The sequence below is a fragment of the Endozoicomonas sp. 8E genome (genome assembly GCF_032883915.1).
In the GTDB taxonomy this organism is placed as follows: Bacteria; Pseudomonadota; Gammaproteobacteria; order Pseudomonadales; family Endozoicomonadaceae; genus Endozoicomonas_A.
Genome location: NZ_CP120717.1, coordinates 4,925,923 through 4,946,208 on the forward strand (window position 1 = coordinate 4,925,923; position 20,286 = coordinate 4,946,208).

Genomic DNA, 20,286 nt, shown 5'->3' on the forward strand with positions numbered 1-20,286 from the left:
GTCAGAAAGACCAAGCAAAAAAATAAACCGCAGAGTTTTAAGCCGCTACTAAAAATCTGACATAATCTGTAATTATGTAGAATTATCTACGCCGTCAACATGGATGCACGACGAATCGTGTCTAACTCCACTCTTGCGTAGGGTTTAGGGTCGAGCTGTAACCTGTCTCGACCATAATTATCAAGGTTAAAACTCGCACTGTAATCCCTATCATGCAGAGTTTTACATTTTGGACACCGCCACTCACGATCAGACAGAGTAAGATTGTCATTTACGTAGTCGCAAGTATGAACCGCACACTTCTTCGAGCTGGGAAAGAACCGATCTGCAATCACAACCTGGCATCCTCTCAGCTCTGCCTTGTATTCAACAAGTTCTCTCAGCTTACCGAAACCTGCGTCACTGATTGCTCTTGCCAGTTTGCGGTTTTTTACCATGCCTTTGACATTCAGATTTTCGAGGGTGATTATTTTGAATTTTGAAGTCAGATAATCACTTACCTCATGTATTGCGGCTGATCGCTGGTTACTTATCCGGTAATGCAGTTTGGCAACCGCTCGCTTGGCTTTCGCATAGCGGTTGCTTCCCTTTGTTTTGCGGCTTAAAGCCCTCTGTTTCCTGTTAAGGCGTTTCAGAGAGCCTTTCAGTTTCTGATTAGCAGCAAAGGTTTTGCCATTCGAACAAATAGCTAAATCTTTGACGCCAAAATCAACGCCTACAGACTCACTGCTTTGTGCTTTTGGGTCGTAATCCTGAGTGTCTACCAAAATAGAAACGAAATACTTTCCGGCGCGCTTACTGATTGTCACCTGACAGGGTGTTCCTGTGAATCTCAGCTCTTGGCGCATCTTGATGCGGGTTTTCAGTTTCTCAATGCGAAGTGTTCTGCCATCAACATCGAACTTGGGTTTTTCTCTGAGAGAAAAACTGTCGTGTAGTCCTCGCTTCTTGAATCTTGGATAACCTGCTTTTTCTCCTTTCTTCACCCGACGAAAGAAGTGAGTAAAAGCGTCATGAAGATCGTCGATTGTGTTCCTGGTGACACGTTGGCTGACTTCTGAATACCATGGAAACTCCAGCCTGAGTTCTTGGTATTTTTCATTCGCAGCCTTCTTTGACCATTTAACGCCTTCTTGATTGAAATGGGCTAACAGTTGATTGAACGCATGACGACGAGAACCACAAGCCCTATCAAGATAATCGGCTTGTTGTTTTGTCGGTCTGAGTTCAATCTTGTGAGCTAACAACATCTCGCAAAGTCTCAAGCATTTTTTCGTATAACCTGAGTTCGCCAACCTTCTATCTGCCTTTCACCACACCGATTGATATTTGCCTAAAATCTGTTGTCAAAGAAATAAACAGACATTCAGGTACACCAACATGCCTCAAGCTCAATACCAGTCTAAGAACCTCAACCACCTTGGCTTGGTTGCCGCTATGTGTCGGGAGTTAAAGATAGCCGAATACATTGATGCCCGTATCACAAATGACTCCGATGTTCGTAATGTCACTATTGGACAAGCTGTAGTTGCAATGATCATCAATGGCTTGGGCTTTACGGGGCAAACTCTGTACATGCTCCCTGAGTTTTTTGAGGATAAGCCGATTGACCGCCTTATCGGGGAAGGTATACAGGCTGAACACTTGAACGACAAGGTACTTGGTCGGGCTCTCGACAGTTTGTACGACGCTGGTGTTAGCGACTTGTATCTCAATCTGGCCGTCAAGGTCGTCAATCATCTGAAACTTCCTTGCAAGGCATTAAATCTGGATGGCACCAGCTTTCATGTGGATGGAGTCTATAACAGTCATGACAATCCAGACGACTTAAATTGTATTCATATCTGCCAAGGTTACAGCCGTGACCACCGGCCTGACCTGAATCAGGTAGTCTTGCAGTTAATGACTGAAAATCAGGCGGGCATCCCTGTGTTTATGGCCCCTGCCAGCGGTAATGTAAACGACAAAACCTGTTTTCAGGAAATTATCAAAAATCATCTGTCATGTTTTAAGGCCGCTTTGAATAGCCGCTATCTGGTTGCTGATGCTGCCATGTATGTTGCAGAAACCCTTCAGTTGCTTGATGAGCAAAAGCAGCTGTTTATCTCCCGGGTGCCCCTGAACATCAAGGAGGCAAAGGAGCTGGTCTGCAAAGCGCCAACCATGTCGCTGGTGCCTGTTGAAGGCTATGAAGATTACTACTCAGCTGAAGTGCCTTCCTGCTACGGAGGGGTTCAGCAACGATGGTTCCTGTTTCTCAACAAAAAGCGCGGGCTTAGTGAACGGAAAACATTGACCCGAAAGATGCAAAAGCAGTCACTGAAAGAGGCCCGTGATCTGGAGAAGCTGAGCAAAAAGGCCTTTTTGTGCCGGGACGATGCATTGAAGGCTTTTGCCTTGTGGCAGAAACAATCGAAACTTTGCCAAAGCGAAACAGAGCCAGAGGTTATCCGTAAACCCTGCTATTCGGGCAAAGGAAGACCATCGCCGGATAGCAAGCCTGATCACTTCGAGTACTTTGTGCAGGCTGAATGCTTTGTTTCCTGCGAGAAAAGGGAGCATGCAGAAGCCTCACTGGGTTGTTTTATCCTAAGCACCAATGAACTGGATAAAAATAGTTTGAATGCCTCTGAGCTGCTGTCTACTTATAAGTCGCAACAAAAAGTTGAAGGCGGCTTTCGGTTCCTGAAGAGCCCGGACTTTCTGGTATCTTCGCTCTATCTGAAGAAAGCGGAACGTATTGAAGCCCTGTTAATGGTGATGACTCTATGCCTGATGGTCTATGCTGCTATCCAGCACAGAATCAGGCAGGAACTGAAAAAGCAAAGTCGTGTATTTCCAGACCAGAAAAAAAAGCCCTGCCAGAACCCAACAGCAAGATGGGTATTTTTCTGTTTCCAGGGGCTTAGTGTATTAACGGTCAATAATCAGGAGGAGCATGTGATTGGCTTGAAGGAAAGGCAGTGGACGATCATTCAAATTTTGGGCATTTTTTACGAGTCCATGTATTCCTGATAGGGGTGGTGAAAGGCGGTTCTATAGAACAGTAGGCTTCCAGTAACTCTTGCTGCCTGTCTAAGTCTGGCTTTTGATCGTGACTGGATACTCTGCAATAGCAAAGCGTTGGCGCAGCTTCGTTACTGTAGCCTATGAATTCAGACACGTCGTAGTAACGAGTTCCACCTTTGGTCTTTCTGGCAGGAAGCAGCTCACCTGTACTTTCCCATTTTCGAAGTGTTACTGGGTCTGTACCAAGTAGACGAGCTGCCTCACCTATCTTTACTAATCTCTTATCTATGCTTGAGATTTTATAAGATAGTTTTAGATTGTAATAGATTTCTGCGAACTGTTTTTAACCCCGACTTATTTAACGACTTTCAGATTCGGCCTGCCAGGCTTGCGAGGAGTTTTATCGGACTGCTCTTCTTTTTCAACGGGTGCTTCCTGAGACTCCGGAACCGGTACAGCCTCCAGCTCAAAATGAGGAGACACATCCTCTTCCGACTCGGCAATGGGCTCAACTTCAAACACCATACCCTGACCGTTCTCGCGGGCATAGATAGCCATCAACGCGTCTATAGGCACCACTATGGTCAATGCCTCACCGCCAAAGCGACCGTCAAAGGTAATAACATCATTTTCCATATGCATGGCACGCACCGCTGCCGGGGAAATATTGAGCACTATTTGATTATCCTTAACATATTCTCTGGGCACCTCTACGCCTTTACGGGCAGTATCCACAAGAATGTATGGGGTGCAGTCATTTTCAAGAATCCAATCATAGATTGCTCTGGCAATGTAAGGGCGACTGCTGGTCATTGTCATAATATGTCTCCATCCAGGCTAACTTCCGACGGCTGTCTGATCCAGGAGCCATCAATAGCCACTATAGAAGAAGTCCCCTGACCCTCTCCGTAGATAAGGTCGTCGCAAAAGCAGCGAGCAAAGCAGAGCCACTTTTTAACGCCGTATCGGCGAAGTGCACCATTTTTGCGACAGCCTCTGAAACAGAGAAAACACTTCTAATCTGCAAAGAGCTTTGGCTTCCTTGAACAATCATCTGACAGTCAAAGATTCAAAGATACTCTCAACTCATGACTGCTTAGCCAGACTCATAAGCCCCGACAGCCAGACTGCCAGGGTCCACTTAAAATCAAAGAGTGTCACGCATCTCTTTTTCAATTTCAGACAGGCTTTCTTTGAAGGATTCCCGCTCGAACAAACGTTCAGCATAATCCAGGATTGCCTGCCCCTGCTTGGGCAGCTCAATACCCATCGCAGGAAGCCTCCAGAGAATTGGGGCCACACAGCAGTCCACCAAGGTGAACTCATCACTCATAAAGAATGGCTTTTCAGCAAAAATAGGCGCTACGGACAGCAGGCTTTCACGAAGCTCTTTACGAGCACGGGCCGCAGGCGTCTCTTTGGTTTTTGGGTCCGTAATAGCATCTACCAGGCTGCACCAGTCTTTCTGGATGCGGTGCATCATCAGACGGCTCTGGGCACGACTGACCGGATAAACTGGCAACAGAGGAGGATGAGGAAAACGCTCATCCAGATACTCCATCATGACGCTCGGCTCATAAAGCACCAGCTCACGATCAACCAGAGTTGGAAGACTATTATACGGATTGAGATCAGACAGTTCCTGAGGCAGGTTTTCAGGACTTACATCCTGAATATCTACCGCGACCCCTTTTTCGGCCAGAACAATACGAACCCTGTGACAGTAGTGGTCAGATGGATCCGAGAAAAAAATCATGGATGACTTTTTGGCAACTACAGCCATGAAGTACCCCCGCCTCATGCAAAGGAAAAGAGCTCCCGAGCGAGTCAGCTTACTCATTCGATCCCATAATTCAGATGAGTAGTGCTGACTTGACGGGCCGACACAAGAAAATAACGGGTTATCTTAGCAAACTTTACGCCCTGCGGAACAGGCTCCACGAAAACTTTCGTGAAACAAGAGCACAATAACCCAAAGAACAACCCTAAAAATCCGAACAAACAAGCTAAAGACCAGTGAAATCAGCAGGCTTTCTCAGAAGCTAATCAAGATCTTTTGAGGAAAACAAATTACTTCCAGCCAGGAACCGCACTGCCTTTAAACAACTCCCTGGCTTTTTCTTCTACTGCCGGAGTATGGTAAGACTCGACCAGAGTCTGAATGCGAGGATCTTCTTTATTGTCCTCACGTGCCACAATCAGATTGACATAAGGCGAGTCCTTACCTTCAACCAGCAGTGCATCTCGCTCTGGCAGCAGACCTGCTGGCACAGAGTAGGTTGAATTAATGAAAGCCAGGTCAACATCATCCAGAGACCGAGACAGTTGGGCAGCATCCAACTCAACGAACTGAAGGTTTTTTGGATTTTCAACAATGTCAGCCGGTGTCGCTTCAAGATTACTAGTGTCTTTGAGCTTAATGAAGCCCTTTTTATCCAGCAGGATCAGTGTACGACCTTCATTACTTGGATCGTTTGGAATCGCCACTTTAGCTCCATCTTTAAGCTCGCTGATATCCCTGATTTTTCTGGAGTATGCGCCAATCGGATACACAAAAGTATTACCAACAGCAGCCAGCTTGAAACCCCGATCACGAATCATGCTGTCCAGATAAGGTTTGTGCTGGAAGGCATTAGCGTCAATAGAACCATCTGCCAGAGCCACATTGGGAGAGACGTAGTCAGAAAATTCGACCAACTCAACATCCACTCCATGATCTTTTTTAGCAATGTCAGCGGCCACTTTCATGACGTCAGCCTCCGGCCCCGCCATAACACCTACTTTCAAAGGACCTTCCGGGGAATTCTCAGAGCCACACCCCGCTAACAGGACACTGGCAACCACAAGCACTGCACCAGCAAGTGCTTTTAATTTATTGACTGCAAACATTTTTCACTTCTCCATTCAGCCAGTTCTCCGGAACAAAGCACTGAAACAGCTTGTCCCATGCAATGATTTAATTTGCAAACACTCAGCGAGTTCTGTCGTAATAATTTTGCAAACGGTCGCCAATGCTCTGTATCAACTGCACCAGCACAATAAGCACCACCACAGTGGCGAGCATGATGACGCCATCAAAACGCTGGTAGCCATAGCGAATACCCAGGTCACCAAGACCGCCACCGCCAATGGCTCCCGCCATGGCCGAATAACTGACCAGGGTCACCAGAGTAATGGTCATACCATTAATCAGCCCGGGACGTGCTTCGGGCAGTAATACCCGACTGACAATTTGCAAAGGTGTTGCGCCCATGGATTGGGCTGCCTCCACCAGTCCTGGAGGCACCTCATTGATAGCACCTTCAGCAATACGGGCAACAAACGGGATAGCTGCCAGGGTCAGCGGCACAATTGCGGCCGTTGTCCCGATAGAGGTTCCTACCAACAGGCGAGTCAGAGGAATAATCGCTACCAGCAGTATAATAAACGGCACAGAACGTGTAGCATTGACGATGGCGCCCAGCACTGAATTCAGAACTGCATTTTCTTTAATACGTCCGGGTTTGGTTATATATAGCAATACACCCAACGGAATACCAAAGAGGAAACTGAGTCCGCCAGAAACCGTTGTCATGTATAGGGTTTCCCAGAGCGCCTTCCCCAGGAGAAGCCAGGAATCAGCTGACATAGCCCAATACCTCCACCTGCACATTGTCTTTAAGAAATTTCATGGAAGCCTCAACATCTGACTCCTCGCCCATAATTTCTACCATCAGAAAACCCATGGACTTACCATGAACGGTTTCAATGTCGGCTTGCAGAATGACAAAATCAGTACCAAACTGCTTCGCCGCCCGGGTAATCAGGGGCTCCACTACCCGCTGCCCTACAAAGGTAATCCGCACAACCGGCCTTGAGCCTTCTGTTGGCTGTGATTGAAAACGACTTTCCACTTCAGCCGCCGGCTTTTCGTGGATAGCGCTGCGGACAAACTCTCTGGCCAGTTCCGTTTCTGGATTCAGGAAGAAAGATTCGACATCATTTTCCTCAATCAGCTGACCATGGCTTAATATGGCAACCCGATCACAAATTGTTTTCACAACATCCATCTCATGAGTGATAATCAGCACAGTGATTTTCAACTCACGATTAATATCTTTCAAAAGTGCCAGAATCGATCGCGTGGTCTGAGGGTCCAGTGCCGAGGTAGCTTCATCACACAGCAGAACTCTGGGCTTACTGGCCAGGGCACGAGCAATAGCCACCCTCTGTTTCTGCCCTCCTGAAAGCTGGGATGGATAGCTGTCCCGCTTTTCTTTCAAACCGGTCAAATCCAACAGGGGAGCCACTGCTGCTTCTATTTCTTGCTTACTGGCACCGGCCAGTTCCAGTGGCAGCGCAATATTCTGATAAACCGTTCGGCTCGACAGTAGATTGAAGTGCTGGAAAATCATCCCTATGTTGTGACGAGCCAGACGCAAGCCCTTCCCAGCCAGCTGAGTAAGGTCCTGCCCGTCCACTATGACCTGACCCAAGCTGGGGTGCTCTAACATATTGACACAGCGAATCAGTGTGCTCTTGCCAGCACCACTTGAGCCAATCACGCCGTAGATTGACCCTTCAGGGACACTGAGATTAATGCCATCCAGAGCCCTGACCTCTTTGCCTCCTGCTTTAAACACCTTGGTAAGGTTTTTCAGTTCTATCATCATCACTCCTGCCTGATTCAGATACAATCAGGGCATGACTGCCTGAGTTATACTCAGTCAGTTCAATCAGTTCTTCTGCCTTGCCGGGTTGCATGGGATAAGTACCTGATCAGGTATTCACTGCCCACTCGTAGGCTTCAGCCTTCAGATCGGTTAAACGACCTCTTTTTCAAGGGCAAAAAAAAACCACTCTGTGCTAAACAGAGTGGTTTTTTCATGAATTCGTTCATAAACCCTTCTTTTAGCGGTATTTCTATAGCGCCCGCAAGCCAAGACAAATCAGCGCATTTTCGGCATCCTAATCGACACCAAAACTAAAGTCAACAGCCGCTACCGGCAGAGAACGCAAGGTCTGCGTAGCCTGAAAGAATCGATTATCGAACACCGGAAGCAATAGCACTGACACCGGCAATGCTGCAAAGAACCAGTAAGGCATGACGAATCATTCTTTGATCAATCCGGTGGGATAGATGGGAAGCAATTTTGCTCCCCAGCAATACGGGTGGAACCAGCATCAGGGCATCCTTAAAGTCATCAAGCTCCACCATGCCACCTGCCGATAGAAATATCAGTGAGATCGCACTGCTGAAAACGAAATAAATGGACATGCTGGCCCGAATTTTATCCCCGGTTTCATTCTGCATGACCAGAGCTATCGGAGGTCCGCCAATAGATGATGTTGTACCCGTGATGCCAGAAATAACACCGGCAACAAACAAACTGGACCTGGTTGCCCGGACTTTTACAGAAAACAAACTCACAATGACAGCCATAAGAACAGCCACCCCTATAAAAAGGCTCATATGCTCTCTGGAGGCCACAACCAGAAGATAAGCTCCCAGCAGTGAGCCCGGAACTCTGCCAGCCACAGCATACTTCATCTCTGCCAGATCCAGTGCCCCCCGATACTTCCTGACCGTCAATAAAGACAGCAACATCGCCATGCAGATCAGAGTACCCGGCACCAGAGACGGCGCAACAATAAAGAGGATGGGAGCGGCTACCACCGCCATACCAAAACCAATCATGCCCTGGATCAAAGCTCCGAGGAAAACAACGACCATGGCTATCAATTGCGGGTATAGGCTCAGATCCATAACATCACAGAAATATCAAATATATCAAAAGGGGATATAAATATAACCGCTTGTTATGTACAGAATCCACTGTCATTTATACCCACAAGAGGCTTGTTACGACAGTGGACGTTTACCATCCAAACAACTGCCTGTATGAAGTCACCGGGTCAGGCGCTGACCGTACCAGATGTTTTAATTGATTGTACGTTTAATCAAAAAAAATCAACAAATTGCATGATTTCATTTATTCATTAATCAAGTTCGGAGTTTGGAATGCGCACTCCATTAACATCTATCATCGCATCCCGGAGGAAAGGCGGCCATTGTGATCGGTCCAGCTTAACCGATGGTTTCAGCGGTTCAATCAACTTTAGACTCCTGGCCAAGTATTCCTTTTTCTGTTTTTCTGAGAGAGGTTCATCGGAATATGAATTTACATCCTTATCAATCTTCCAGCAGAAATAACTATACAAATTCCGGGGATTAAAAAAATTACCCACAATCATCGGAATAACACACTGACCAACAATGCCTGCTTCGGTTTCACTCAGAAACTCACGACACGGGTCATGCGGAGACCTGTTCAATTGAAACAGAATATTTGACAAGTGATAATCGAACCGTTGTTTATCATAATCATCGGGAAATATTCTCCACTCATATTCATGGGTTTCAAGATCAACAAGGTTAAATGCAAGTTGGCCCAGGGCTTTTCTGGTACGTTTCAGATATTCGAGTGTATTTTTTACACTGACTATCTTTTCATGCTCCTGCCATTTTTTTCTCATTCTGTCTTGTTGCTTCTGTGGGTAATCGGAAATAGAGCGTTCAAGGCTTTCTTCCTGCTCCTTAAAAAGCTGTTTTACCCTGAGGTATTCATTATTGAAGGATGCTTTAATCTTTCTCACAACATCGGCAATGGCAATGATTGAATGGATATCAGCATTTTTTAACATGCTGGCTCGAACTGCATGATAAAGATCATGCTGCATAAACACGAGAATCCATCGAGCAGACAAGCGGTCAGCAGTTTTCGGCAAAGGATGGCCAGGAAACGGAATAGCCATATCTCTGTATCCTTTCAGGCTGCCGATTCTAATGTCTTCAGGCGAACTGATCCCGATCACTGGATTGATTTTATGGGCTTCTTCCTGGCAATAACTATCAATGAAAGCTTGTCGCAACGTGATGGACGGACATAACATCCAATCCCTGCCGTAGCTATAAAATAAAACGTCGAAGTGTACGGCTGACAGGGCTTTTTGCATCGTCAGCTGTCCTTGGTCTTTGTCTTTATAAATGGGGAATTTGCAGTGCCAGAAACCGGCCTCAACCGCAGGTGCTTTTTTAAGCAAAAGCTGCATTTTCCGTATGATGGAATTTACTTTATAAGAATAACCGGGAAAAAACATCCGCGACCTTATCAGTGAATACGCTATGTTTTCCCATGCGCATTCATTAACTTCCCCATTATCATCAAACAGCTTGTTATGCCGAATTTCAAATGAATCAATTTCCTGCATACCCTCGAGGTAAACGCCCTGCAGAGTAACCAGGGTGGCAAATTCATTGCTGCTGATTTTCTTTTCCCGAAATGCACGGAGTGCTGCATAGGCAAAAGTATCAGATTTTAAAAAACTGAGGTGCTCGGTAGTGATTTGTTCTGGTGTGCGACAACACTGGGCAATCTGTTCAAGCTGCGGTGTGGTAATTGCGTTTACCTTCTCCATAATCAATGGTTGTTGGTCTGTCTTAATTCTACGAACAACTTCTTTAAATGCCTTTGCATGGTCATCAGTGACTGGTAAATCCAGAGGGCTTGAAGATGTTCCTTTAACGTCTCTGTCCTTCAAATCCGTTGAGGGAGTTGCTGAATATCTCTGATTGCCAGGCAACACAGTATCATCACTCGTGCTGCTAACACATCTGAATGAGCCGGTGATGGTGCGCCAGATAGCACCAAAGCGACTTGGCGCAGTATTTTCGGACCTTGAAGACGCCGGGTATCCGCTTGCCCCGATAATACAGGAAGGGGTCATAATTCTAACCTCCATGTTAGTTATTTCGTTAAGCATTGCAATTTTGACCCGGCAGAGCATAAAAAGTTCCGGGCCATAAGCCACAGAAGATACTCTTCGCTGCTTCTGGCGCTCCCGGGCCAGCCGATTGTTTTTCAATTAACGACAGTAATCCGGGACCTCATGAGATGACTCAGAACCCTGCCAGACTGCTATCCATTCAAGGCCCGTTATGCAAGAATACTTTTCCTGATTGTTTAGCTTTATGTACCAGAAGTCATTTACATGCCCGATATTTTCGTAGCCGATTATTCAAACCCTAATCATGGTCAGGCCATTGTTGAATTGCTCGACCACTACGCCAGAGACCCAATGGGTGGAGGAATGCCTCTAAGCAGCTTCACCAGAGAACATCTGATTCAGGAACTGTTAAAACGTCCTTTTGCATTTTCGGTGCTCTGTCTGGTTGATGGACAACCGGCCGCTCTGGCCAACTGCCTGGAAGGATTTTCTACTTTTGCCTGCAAACCTCTGATCAATATCCATGATGTGGTGGTTAATGAGTCATTCAGAGGTCAAAGCCTTTGCAGAAAACTTTTCGAAAAAGTTGAACAGGTCGCCAGAGAAAAAGGGTGCTGCAAAATCACGCTGGAAGTTGTGGAAGGGAATCGTGTAGCTCAGGCTGCTTACCGAAAGTTTGGCTTCTCGGGTTTCGAACTGGATGAACAGCTCGGAAACGCCCTGTTCTGGGAGAAAAAACTCTGACTTCTCACCTTTCGCTCAAAGGCACAGATATGTCCGGAAAGTTCGTTAAAGTTGGCCAGAAAAATCGCCTGAAAGTCGTCGATAAAGCAGACTTCGGCGTATTTCTGGATGGCAGACAGTTCGATGAAATCCTGCTACCCAAAAGGCACGTGCCTGCAGACTGCGTTGTTGGGGATGAACTGGATGTCTTTGTCTACCTTGACTCCGACGACCATCTGATCGCAACGACAGAAACACCACTGGCCTGTGTTGGTGAGTTTGCGGCTCTGAAAGTCAAAGAAGTCAATCCGGTTGGAGCCTTTCTGGACTGGAATCTGGGCAAGGATCTGCTGGTACCCTTTCGTGAACAAAAAACCCGTATGCGTGAAGGTGGACGCTATGTTGTCTATCTCTACCAGGACGAAGAAACAAGACGCATCGTAGGATCTTCAAGGCTGCATAAGTTCATTGATCGCTCAGCAGGAGAGTACCAAAACGGCCAACCTGTATCCCTTCTGATTTACGATAAAACCGACCTTGGCTATATGGCCATTATCAATAACAGATACCAGGGACTTTTGTTCAGCCAGGAAGTAAACGACTCTGTTAAACCAGGTGATAAAGTACAGGGTTATATCAAGCGTATCAGACCGGATGGAAAAATAGACCTCTGCCTGAAAAAGCCCGGCTTTGATCAACAGGCGATGGACTCTCTCAGTCAACAGATTATGGACAAACTGGCAGCTGCCGGAGGTTTTCTTCCTATGAACGATAAAACCGATCCTGCTGAAATCAAACGGGTCTTCGGAGCCAGCAAACGAGCCTTTAAAATGGCGCTGGGTGGCCTGTACAAGCAGCGTCTTATTAAAATTGAAACATCAGGTATCCGCAGCAGCCAGTGATTAACTTTCTGGCTGCAAACTTTCTATAGCCCGAAAGATACTGGAAAAATCTTTCTTACCCATTCCCCCGGAAACATGGCGGCTATACAGCTCATAAGCAAGGCCACCCAAAGGGGTCATAGCCTCACTGCCACTGGCAGCCGCCATCGCCAACCCGAGATCTTTCAACATCAGCTCGCTCATAAAGCCCGGCTCATAATTCCTGGAGGCCGGAGCGTTTTCCATCAGACCGGGACATGGATTATAAACCTCCAGTACCCAGTTTTTTCCTGAACTGGCCAGCATAATGTTGGAAAGTACCGCTGGGTCAAGGCCATTTTTGATCCCAAGATTAAGCGCCTCCGAGGTGCCAATCATTGAGATGGACAACAACATATTATTGCAGGCTTTGGCCACCTGACCAGCTCCTGGTCCACCGGCCAGAAAGACATTCTTACCCATGTCCAGAAGTATCGGTCTCACCTTTTCAAACACTTCAGGGTCGGTTGCTCCGCACATAAACGACAGAGTGCCTTCAGTCGCACCCGCAACGCCACCGGACACAGGCGCATCAATCATTGACTTCCCTCTCCCGGCAGCAGCAGCCGATAACTTTCTGGCGGTGTCCGCATCAATGGTACTGGTGTCGACAAGAATGGCAGAAGTCGGAGCGGAATCCAGCAACCCCTGATCCAGGTAGAGACTTTCTACATGCTTACCGGCGGGCAACATAGAAATAACAAACTCGGCTCCTGAACATGCCTGCTCTGCACTGGCCGCAGCTTTTGCTCCCAGAGCGGCCAGAGAACTCACTGCCTCGGGAACAAGGTCAAATACACTCACATCGTGACCGCTCTTGACCAGATTAGCCGCCATGGGTGCTCCCATATTACCAAGACCGATAAACGCTACCGTTGCCATGATCTGCACTCCCGGGTGTTTGTTGTTGTCATGTCAGCGCAATCAAAAAGAGTGATACCAATATAATATGCAGGATTCCGATGGAAACTAAAACCCATGTATTTAACGACCTGAAGCCTGCTTCAAAGCATCAGTATCGTCCAGAACTGCACACCCACTGATTATTTTTTACACAATCAGGCCAGACGAAACTGTACTTCAGAATATACTCATCCGCACGTATACAATACTGACATTTCTGACACCCCCCCCTAAGGAAAGCGAATACTACGGCCACATACCCCTTTAGGGGTACTGTCAGGGTTGTTTGTGGGTTTATCGATTACGAATAAATACGATCTAATTAATTACATCATTGTCTTGATTATCCTGAACAAGATGCACACAATCCGGCAATCATAGTTATTAGTTGTAAACTGAACACGATGCGCAAGTACGAAGATTCTCTACCACTCAAATTACTTAAGGCCAGAGAGGCTGCCATGAGCTTCTTCCGTCCCATGCTGCAAGAACACTCCATTACTGAACAGCAATGGCGCGTGATGCGGGTTCTGAACGACACCGACGAGATGGAAACCAAACAGCTGGCTGATGCCTGCTGCATTCTGAGCCCGAGTCTGACAGGCATTATCCAGCGTCTTGAGCAACAGGATTATGTCAGCCGCCGCAAGTCATCAGAAGACCATAGACGTATTTTGGTCAAAGCCACTCCTAAAGCCAGGAAACTGTTGGACGAGATGACCCCTATGGTGGAAAACAGTTATAGCCGTCTAACCCAGGGTTTAAGTCAGGAAAAGATGGAGCGACTGAAAGAACTGCTTGATGAAGTCAGTCTGTTAACCAACTGATATCTGTTATTTTAATTTTATAATCGGCAGGATATCGGCTGAGTTAGCCTGTCAGGTATGCCCTGAGGGCTACAACCCCTCTTTGCCGATATCGCACTTATCAATACTAACGAACAGACTACTGTGCCTGCATAAGAATAATTAAAACTGCCACCCTCCTGCACCTGATCAAGTCAGGATTCATCTTTATTTGATGTATAAATTATTAAACTCCCCCAGAGTAAAATCATGATGAAAACCGTTTTGAGAAGTGCTGTTCTATTTCTGGCGCTAGGTAGTTCTTTCGCTTTTTCTGCTGGCGAGTCTTCTACTGAAGTACTGGCGCACAGCACAGCCAGCTGGGATGGCACCCCTCTGAGAGGTGTCACCCTTGAGAACCCTGAAGTCCGTGTACTGCGTATTGCCATTGCCCCAGGCTCAAGACTGCCCATTCACAAGCACCCTGTAATCAATGCAGGCTACCTGGTTAAAGGTGAATTAACGGTGGTTCGATTGTCTGATGGCAAGAAACTGGACCTGAAAGCCGGTGATGCGCTGGTTGAGATGGTAGATGAGTGGCATTACGGAGTAAACACATCGGATGAGCCTGCAGAAATCGTTGTTGTTTATGCCGGTAATGAAGGCCAGGCTATAACGGTGTTTAAAGAAGAAGAACAATAACCTGTGAGTTTCCACGCTGAAGAAGTTGATGCCTGCAAACCAGAGTTTTGCGACAACCTTTTAAATACCAGAAAGGTGGCAAACCACTCAGGTGATGATCCACCAGGAGCCTGACCGAGAATAGCGCCCATCTAGGCGACCCCGTAGCGAGGACGGCAGAAACTTGAGGATGAAAATTCGGTTTTGTGAGGAGAATAGCGAGCTATTTGACGAACAAAAGCGGATTTTCAGACCAATGTGCTGTCACCGTACGACTGCATGGATGCAGGAGCTAGAGCAACGCAGGAGCAGTTGCCAACGACTGCATGGATGCAGGAGCTAGAGCAACGCAGGAGCAGTTGCCGACGACTGCATGGATGCAGGAGCTAGAGCAACGCAGGAGCAGTTGCCGACGACTGCATGGATGCAGGAGCTAGAGCAACGCAGGAGCAGTTGCCGACGACTGCATGGATGCAGGAGCTAGAGCAACGCAGGAGCAGTTGCCGACGACTGCATGGATGCAGGAGCTAGAGCAACGCAGGAGCAGTTGCCGCGTAGGGCAGACTCTTCTCGGTCAGGCTCCTGGCAGCGCGACTTTTCTTTCACTGATTGACCCGATTCCACGACCGGCCATAGCGATCGCTTCTGCCGACACTGAAAGCTGAACATAAGAGCCACACCAGAAACTATGCCAGAAAAGTTTCTCGATAAGCGAACCCGCCTAAGGTCTAAACTGAGCAGGTTATTGCACTTACCGCTTAAATCCATCTGAGGTCTTTTAGCAAAAAAAGGTATATTCAATGAAGAATTATAATGTTTTTGCGTTGATAATCTTTGTGTTAGGGGTTTTGGCTGCAGTTAATGTTAACCACAAATATGAAGGCAATTTCGAATTACTCGAGCCGACTTTTCATTATGGCTTTTGGTCGCTGCTTCCCGGATTAGTAACGATAGCCTTGTGCCTGATCACCAGAGAGCCATTAACAGCCTTATTAGGTGGCATCATTATTGGTGCAATTATGCTCGGTCAATACGACTTGACTGACAAAGTGATTATTCCCAACCTGGCTAAAAAAGGCACTGCATCAATACTATTACTGTATTTATGGCTTCTTGGCGGCCTCTTGGGAGTTTGGTCCAAAACGGGCGCTGCACAGGCATTTGCCACCTTTATGACCAAATACTTTGTAAAGGGTGAACGTTCCGCAAAAATTGTCGCCTGGCTTCTGGGTGTTCTCTTTTTCCAGGGGGGTACAATAAGTACCGTACTGGTAGGCACTACTATACGTCCGATTGCTGATAAAGCGAAAGTCAGCCATGAAGAAATGAGTTACATTGTCGACTCAACGGCTTCTCCTATTGCTTCTGTACTGGCATTCAACGCATGGCCTACTTACGTGCAGGCATTAATTTTTGTACCCGGCGTATCATTTCTGGCAACGGAAGCGGATCGTTTAGCTTTTTTCTTTAGCAGTGTGCCTTTCAGCTTTTATAGTATTTTGGCCATTAGTGGAACACTTTTACTGTGTCTGAATATTACTTGTTTTTCCGGCCCCCTCATGAAAAAAGCACATATAAGGGCTCTGGAAACCGGACAGCTGGACGCTGCAGGCGCAAAGCCGCTCAACACCACCGAACTACAAACAGCGAAAGTTCCCGATAATTACAGGCCGCATGTTCTGGAATTCATTATTCCTTTGGTCAGTCTGATTGGTATCGCTGTCTTAACGTTCATCTACCTGGGCACTCCAAAAGTTAACTGGGCCTTCGGAATCGCTTTATTGCTCTCTGCTTCCATTGCCATCGCTAAAGGTATGTCATTGTCCAATGTCGTTGAAGGTTTTGGTGATGGGTTAAAAGGTGTGGTGGTTGCTTCGGTCATCCTGATGCTTGCGGTGATCATTGGCAGTATCAGCAAGGAAGTGGGCGGAGGATCGTATGTCGTGTCGCTACTCGGCGAGCAGCTTCCCTATTGGTTATTGCCGGTAATTTTACAGCTGATGACTATGATCATTGCTTTTTCAACGGGTACCAGCTGGGGAACCTATGCAATCACCTTTCCGCTCACCATGCCTCTTGCCTGGGCCATCGCGCAATCACAGTCATTAGCAAATCCCAAGCTGTTTATGATGGTATGTTTTGCCACAGTACTGAACGGAAGTGTGTTCGGAGATCAATGTTCACCTATATCCGACACAACCATATTAAGCTCGATGACCACTGGCTGTGACCTGATGGATCATGTTAAGTCTCAGATCATTCCGGCAATATTTGCTGCCTCACTAGCGGCTTGTTTATGGACAGCAACCGCCTATTTTTTTGCATAAGTCTTTTTCAGTCAGCAAAGTAACCCGTGCCGAGAAATCTCGCGTCTAAATCCGGCAGGTAAAAGTTCATTCCGGGCGCTCATCAACCTAACAATTCAGGTGTGTTAGATGAGTTTAAGAAAGCTCTTTTTGGCATCAGTTTTTCTTATATCATTGCCTGTATACGCATATCAGGTCTATAAGGTTTCATCTCCTTTACCTTATGAATCATGTTCTTGTGAGACGGCAACCATTTTTAAAGTAGATGATCTACATTTTATGGCACACAGGTGTGGTGGGAGGTATCTGAGCACACGGATTAAGATCGAAAGCTTCGATGTTGAAGCTCAAACGCTTCGAATTCGTATTGGTCCCGTTTGGTATAAAGTTGCGATTCTTGGACAGGAATCAAAATGACAGTAGTGATGTAAGACCGTCTCCTTCCGACAATCCGGGTGTGTTAGATGAGTTTGAAGTTACAATTCGTGAAGATTGTTTAATCTGAGAGCTGAGAAGAAGGCGTGAAATCAGTGGAGAACAGCGCCACAGTTGCTACATTATTGCCAGTAGCTTTTTATTTTCTGAACGAACCACGGCTCCCTCCAGTTGAAAAACCTCGAGAGTCAGACATACCCATGGCGCTGGTAGCCTGCCTCATCGGAGAAAAACCTTCGCTCGCGCTTCGCAACGCTGAGACCAGACGGTGCCGGGAGCCTGAGACAAAAACAGCTTTGAACCGGTATTACCGCCTCCCCGGATCACTGAATGCTGCTGAAGCCTTAAGGGGCGGTATTTCACAGTACGAGTGCCCACATCTCATGTCTGAGTTAAAACCTGTAGAACCCGAAATCTGGAACGGACGGGTAGATTATGATGGTGACCCGCAGCAGACACAACGCTGGTACCAGAAGATTAAACCCTTCTCAGAACACTCAGGCTCTTGCGGCCTGGCATTGCTGGGGCTGGCCTGTGACGAAGGCGTGAGACGCAATCATGGCAGGGTGGGCGCCGCCAACGGCCCGGACCTGATTCGAAAATGCCTCGCCAATCTCCCCTGGAACCGGGACGATGGACTTTATGAGCTGGGCAACGTCTACTGTCAGGATGGCGATCTGGAGGGAGCACAGAATCAATTCAGTCAAACACTGGTAAAAGCCCTCAAGGAAGGCTTGCTGCCTGTTGGTCTGGGGGGTGGACACGAAATAGCCTGGGGAAGCTTTAAAGGTCTGGCAGACTTTCTGACTCAGGATCACAAGACCCCCAAAGGATTGAATATTGGCGTAATCAATTTTAATGCCCACTTTGATCTAAGAAAGCCAGAGAAAGGCGCCAGTTCCGGAACCCCCTTCTGGCAGATAGCTCAGTTCTGCGATTATCAGAACCTCGATTTTCACTGTATGTGTCTTGGTATCAGCCGCAGCAGTAACACTCAGGCGTTGTTCGAACGGGCCGATGCGTTCAATGTGGCTTATATCACCGATGATCAGGTTCACAGAGATAACCTCGATTTTCTGATCGAAGAACTGACTTGTTTCACCTCAATGGTCGATCATGTTTATTTAACCATTGATTTGGATGCCTTTCCTTCCTACCAGGCTCCGGGGGTCAGTGCTCCGGCTGTAAGAGGCATTCCACTGGATCTGACAGCAACCCTTCTGCAGACCATCAAGGACTGCGCAAAAGTCAGGGTAATGGATATTGCTGAATACAACCCTGAATTTGATCACGACCTGCGCACAGCCAGACTGGCTGCCTGGTTAATTAATCAACTCACCGATCAACCCAACGAATAAAAAAGTATGCAGGTGCCAATGGATCACAGCGACTTTTACGGCTTAACAGCTTAGCAACATTGTGCGAGAATCAAGTCTCCTAGACAAAGACTTTATGAGCGCATAATGGAGAAACCCCGTCGCATTTGGGTGACCACGTTACTTTTTTCGCTAACGTTTTTTGCCATGGTCACCCTTGTTCCCTGGTACGGTATTACCCATGGCTTTGAACTCCGTGAATGGATCGTTGCTGGCTTAATCCTCATGTTTAATGGCACTGCTATCACTGCTGGCTACCATCGCCTCTGGTCTCACAAGGCCTATGAAGCTCACTGGTCACTGCGCCTCTGGTTTGCAATCTGGGGTGCCATGGCGATTCAGAACAGCATCATGAGCTGGGCTTCTGGTCATCGCCGCCACCACGCCTTTGTCGACGATCACGACAAAGACCCCTACTCTGCGAGTCGTGGTTTCTGGTTCTCCCACATTGGCTGGATGCTTCGTGACTATGACCCAAAAGCCGGTGATTTTTCTAATATCAAGGACCTGCAGAGAGACCCCATTGTAGTCTGGCAACATAAATACTATGTGCCACTGGTACTTTTGATGAACCTGTTTATACCCACACTGGCAGGATTGCTGATGGGCGATGTTATTGCCATGCTTCTTCTGGGCGGGGTATTGAGACTGGTGCTGAGTCATCACTTCACTTTCTTTATCAACTCTCTGGCTCACATCTGGGGAAAGCGCCCTTACACCGATAAAAATACCGCCCGGGATAACGGCATTCTGGCTCTGGTGACTTGGGGTGAGGGCTATCACAACTACCACCATATTTTTCAGTATGATTACCGCAACGGCATACGCTGGTGGCATTTTGATCCCACCAAGTGGCTGATCTTCGGCTTCTCGAAAATCGGCCTGACTGGCAAACTGAAGCGGGTCAGCGATTATCGGATTGAAAAAGCCCGGATCGATATGCAGTACAAATATGCCAGCCAGAAGCTGACTTGCCAGATTGCCCTGCAAAAGCTGGAAGAACAGTATGAACTGGTGAGCAGCACCTGGCACGACTGGAACAAACTTCGTCAGAAGTGGGTTGAACACAAAGCCGAAGAGCTGAAACAGAACTGGGAAAACTCAGAGCTTCATAAGCAATATGAAGAGATGAAATCGTCCATGCAGGAACAGCAAAAACGCTGGCAACTGGCTCGTGCAGGTCTGTTAACCTGATCATCAAAATGTACCAGTGCCAACCAGGCGTTGGCTCGCGCCGGGTTTGTTGAAGCAGAGTACCACAATCTTCGACAAGCCCAGTGCACTGACACCTCACCACTATCCGGGACACTTTCCACTCTCTCTTCAAAGCCCTTGCTGGCTTAGGCCCTCCATAAGCCATCTCCATACAGACTTTCAAAGG

At 47.2% G+C, this 20,286-nt stretch carries 18 protein-coding genes; 8 read left to right on the forward strand and 10 right to left on the reverse strand.

Features of this window, described 5'->3' with window-relative positions; translation table 11 throughout:
- Positions 1-86 precede the first annotated feature (86 nt).
- On the reverse strand, positions 87-1,250 hold the full coding sequence (locus P6910_RS16685) for an RNA-guided endonuclease TnpB family protein (RefSeq protein WP_317142403.1): 1,164 nt from the start codon (positions 1,248-1,250) through the stop codon (positions 87-89).
- Between the two features lie 130 nt (positions 1,251-1,380).
- On the opposite strand from P6910_RS16685, the gene P6910_RS16690 reads away from it, so the two are divergent.
- The gene (locus tag P6910_RS16690; protein WP_317142404.1) at positions 1,381-3,015 is read left to right on the forward strand and encodes an IS1634 family transposase; all 1,635 of its coding nucleotides are present in this window, start codon (positions 1,381-1,383) and stop codon (positions 3,013-3,015) included.
- Here P6910_RS16690 and P6910_RS26890 read toward each other — a convergent pair.
- The 8 genes from P6910_RS26890 to P6910_RS16725 form a co-directional block, all read right to left on the reverse strand.
- Positions 2,972-3,337, reverse strand: coding sequence for an IS607 family transposase (locus tag P6910_RS26890; protein WP_410493940.1), 366 nt, complete (start codon positions 3,335-3,337; stop codon positions 2,972-2,974). The two genes, P6910_RS16690 and P6910_RS26890, sit on opposite strands and share 44 nt — an antisense overlap.
- Positions 3,338-3,363: 26 nt before the next feature.
- A complete protein-coding gene (locus P6910_RS16695; protein WP_317142405.1) occupies positions 3,364-3,828 on the reverse strand; it encodes a ClpXP protease specificity-enhancing factor in 465 nt (154 codons plus the stop codon).
- A 328-nt stretch (positions 3,829-4,156) separates the two neighbouring features.
- A complete protein-coding gene (locus tag P6910_RS16700) occupies positions 4,157-4,792 on the reverse strand; it encodes a glutathione S-transferase N-terminal domain-containing protein (RefSeq protein ID WP_317142406.1) in 636 nt (211 codons plus the stop codon).
- A 287-nt stretch (positions 4,793-5,079) separates the two neighbouring features.
- Positions 5,080-5,898 (reverse strand): MetQ/NlpA family ABC transporter substrate-binding protein, encoded by an 819-nt coding sequence (locus tag P6910_RS16705; protein ID WP_317142407.1) that lies wholly within the window; start codon positions 5,896-5,898, stop codon positions 5,080-5,082.
- Positions 5,899-5,980: 82 nt separating this feature from the next.
- Positions 5,981-6,637: a methionine ABC transporter permease gene (locus tag P6910_RS16710; protein ID WP_317142408.1), complete on the reverse strand. Its 657-nt coding sequence runs from the start codon at positions 6,635-6,637 to the stop codon at positions 5,981-5,983.
- A complete protein-coding gene (locus P6910_RS16715; protein WP_317146566.1) occupies positions 6,627-7,658 on the reverse strand; it encodes a methionine ABC transporter ATP-binding protein in 1,032 nt (343 codons plus the stop codon). The genes P6910_RS16710 and P6910_RS16715 overlap by 11 nt, the downstream gene beginning before the upstream one ends.
- Before the next feature lie 374 nt (positions 7,659-8,032).
- A complete protein-coding gene (locus P6910_RS16720) occupies positions 8,033-8,755 on the reverse strand; it encodes a sulfite exporter TauE/SafE family protein (protein ID WP_317142409.1) in 723 nt (240 codons plus the stop codon).
- A gap of 233 nt (positions 8,756-8,988) precedes the next feature.
- Positions 8,989-10,860, reverse strand: coding sequence for a hypothetical protein (locus P6910_RS16725; protein WP_317142410.1), 1,872 nt, complete (start codon positions 10,858-10,860; stop codon positions 8,989-8,991).
- Positions 10,861-11,040: 180 nt separating this feature from the next.
- On the opposite strand from P6910_RS16725, the gene P6910_RS16730 reads away from it, so the two are divergent.
- Together P6910_RS16730 and P6910_RS16735 are read left to right on the forward strand one after the other, a co-directional pair.
- The gene (locus P6910_RS16730) at positions 11,041-11,520 is read left to right on the forward strand and encodes a GNAT family N-acetyltransferase (RefSeq protein ID WP_317142411.1); all 480 of its coding nucleotides are present in this window, start codon (positions 11,041-11,043) and stop codon (positions 11,518-11,520) included.
- Between the two features lie 29 nt (positions 11,521-11,549).
- Positions 11,550-12,401 (forward strand): S1 RNA-binding domain-containing protein, encoded by an 852-nt coding sequence (locus P6910_RS16735; protein ID WP_317142412.1) that lies wholly within the window; start codon positions 11,550-11,552, stop codon positions 12,399-12,401.
- Here the strand turns inward: P6910_RS16735 and mmsB are convergent, their stop codons facing one another.
- The gene (mmsB, locus tag P6910_RS16740) at positions 12,402-13,301 is read right to left on the reverse strand and encodes a 3-hydroxyisobutyrate dehydrogenase (RefSeq protein WP_317142413.1); all 900 of its coding nucleotides are present in this window, start codon (positions 13,299-13,301) and stop codon (positions 12,402-12,404) included.
- 425 nt (positions 13,302-13,726) lie between these two features.
- On the opposite strand from mmsB, the gene hpaR reads away from it, so the two are divergent.
- The 5 genes from hpaR (at position 13,727) to P6910_RS16765 (ending at position 20,099) form a co-directional block, all read left to right on the forward strand.
- Positions 13,727-14,149: a homoprotocatechuate degradation operon regulator HpaR gene (gene hpaR, locus P6910_RS16745; RefSeq protein ID WP_317142414.1), complete on the forward strand. Its 423-nt coding sequence runs from the start codon at positions 13,727-13,729 to the stop codon at positions 14,147-14,149.
- Positions 14,150-14,377: 228 nt separating this feature from the next.
- The gene (locus P6910_RS16750) at positions 14,378-14,809 is read left to right on the forward strand and encodes a cupin domain-containing protein (RefSeq protein ID WP_317142415.1); all 432 of its coding nucleotides are present in this window, start codon (positions 14,378-14,380) and stop codon (positions 14,807-14,809) included.
- Between the two features lie 779 nt (positions 14,810-15,588).
- Positions 15,589-17,115, forward strand: coding sequence for a Na+/H+ antiporter NhaC family protein (locus P6910_RS16755; protein WP_317142416.1), 1,527 nt, complete (start codon positions 15,589-15,591; stop codon positions 17,113-17,115).
- A gap of 797 nt (positions 17,116-17,912) precedes the next feature.
- A complete protein-coding gene (hutG, locus tag P6910_RS16760) occupies positions 17,913-18,887 on the forward strand; it encodes a formimidoylglutamase (protein ID WP_317142417.1) in 975 nt (324 codons plus the stop codon).
- Between the two features lie 105 nt (positions 18,888-18,992).
- Positions 18,993-20,099, forward strand: a complete 1,107-nt coding sequence (locus tag P6910_RS16765; RefSeq protein WP_317142418.1) for an acyl-CoA desaturase — start codon at positions 18,993-18,995, stop codon at positions 20,097-20,099.
- Positions 20,100-20,286 lie beyond the last annotated feature (187 nt).

What these genes read in the sequence shown, in the direction of transcription:
- P6910_RS16715 (WP_317146566.1), bottom strand. Translation starts at nt 7,658, where the DNA reads ATGATAGAACTGAAAAACCTTACCAAGGTGTTTAAAGCAGGAGGCAAA.
- P6910_RS16705 (WP_317142407.1), bottom strand. Translation starts at nt 5,898, where the DNA reads ATGTTTGCAGTCAATAAATTAAAAGCACTTGCTGGTGCAGTGCTTGTG.
- P6910_RS16735 (WP_317142412.1), top strand. Translation starts at nt 11,550, where the DNA reads ATGTCCGGAAAGTTCGTTAAAGTTGGCCAGAAAAATCGCCTGAAAGTC.
- P6910_RS16730 (WP_317142411.1), top strand. Translation starts at nt 11,041, where the DNA reads ATGCCCGATATTTTCGTAGCCGATTATTCAAACCCTAATCATGGTCAG.
- P6910_RS16765 (WP_317142418.1), top strand. Translation starts at nt 18,993, where the DNA reads ATGGAGAAACCCCGTCGCATTTGGGTGACCACGTTACTTTTTTCGCTA.
- hpaR (WP_317142414.1), top strand. Translation starts at nt 13,727, where the DNA reads ATGCGCAAGTACGAAGATTCTCTACCACTCAAATTACTTAAGGCCAGA.
- P6910_RS16690 (WP_317142404.1), top strand. Translation starts at nt 1,381, where the DNA reads ATGCCTCAAGCTCAATACCAGTCTAAGAACCTCAACCACCTTGGCTTG.
- P6910_RS16685 (WP_317142403.1), bottom strand. Translation starts at nt 1,250, where the DNA reads ATGTTGTTAGCTCACAAGATTGAACTCAGACCGACAAAACAACAAGCC.
- P6910_RS16755 (WP_317142416.1), top strand. Translation starts at nt 15,589, where the DNA reads ATGAAGAATTATAATGTTTTTGCGTTGATAATCTTTGTGTTAGGGGTT.
- P6910_RS16695 (WP_317142405.1), bottom strand. Translation starts at nt 3,828, where the DNA reads ATGACAATGACCAGCAGTCGCCCTTACATTGCCAGAGCAATCTATGAT.
- hutG (WP_317142417.1), top strand. Translation starts at nt 17,913, where the DNA reads ATGTCTGAGTTAAAACCTGTAGAACCCGAAATCTGGAACGGACGGGTA.
- P6910_RS16750 (WP_317142415.1), top strand. Translation starts at nt 14,378, where the DNA reads ATGATGAAAACCGTTTTGAGAAGTGCTGTTCTATTTCTGGCGCTAGGT.
- P6910_RS16720 (WP_317142409.1), bottom strand. Translation starts at nt 8,755, where the DNA reads ATGGATCTGAGCCTATACCCGCAATTGATAGCCATGGTCGTTGTTTTC.
- mmsB (WP_317142413.1), bottom strand. Translation starts at nt 13,301, where the DNA reads ATGGCAACGGTAGCGTTTATCGGTCTTGGTAATATGGGAGCACCCATG.
- P6910_RS16700 (WP_317142406.1), bottom strand. Translation starts at nt 4,792, where the DNA reads ATGGCTGTAGTTGCCAAAAAGTCATCCATGATTTTTTTCTCGGATCCA.
- P6910_RS16710 (WP_317142408.1), bottom strand. Translation starts at nt 6,637, where the DNA reads ATGTCAGCTGATTCCTGGCTTCTCCTGGGGAAGGCGCTCTGGGAAACC.